We start from the raw sequence: 544 nt of genomic DNA, 5'->3' as shown, positions 1-544 counted from the left end.
TAGACGATCTTCCAGCGTTGGCGAGTTCGCTAGCTGTTCTAAAAGAATGCCACGCGATGGGTCAATAACTAACGAATCCAATTCGCCGTTGGTGAATGCGCTCGCTGTCGGACCATTTTCTGGCTGACGCAAATAGTTCACTGCGTCACCACGCTGGCCGTTCCATTTCACATAGCCATTGTCATCAAGTAGTGCCATTGCGCCAAGACGAACACCATTGACTGTCTGTTCTTTACCTTCTCCATCGAGCAAAGTGAAAGAGACCTTCGCCAGTTCGCCACTTGCGGTAACTTGCTCTTCCATACTGCGCCACATCGCTTGCAACTGCTTCAACGTCGGTAGAGACTTCGCCGCGACAATAGCTTCAATGTCTTTTTGATATGAGTTGGCATCTACGCCTGTCACTGCGTGTTTCAGTTCTGACTCAAGCTCTTTCGCGTTTTGACGAACAACACCAAATAGTTCGCCTAGGCTGCCCGTTTCTAAGCGCAATTTTTCTTCTAGCTGAGCCAGTTCCGCTTCATTTTCACTAAACGTGACGCTT

General features: G+C 48.9%; 1 pseudogene. It reads right to left on the bottom strand.

Going from position 1 to position 544, the window contains the following annotated elements:
- A pseudogene (locus R7Z77_RS27900) lies at positions 1–544 on the bottom strand (flagellar motor protein MotA); the annotation flags it as partial.

It is taken from the genome of Vibrio sp. 1401, from assembly GCF_033340295.1.
The sequence above is the reverse complement of the archived record's forward strand: the minus strand, read 5'-3'. Positions and strand labels throughout refer to the sequence as shown.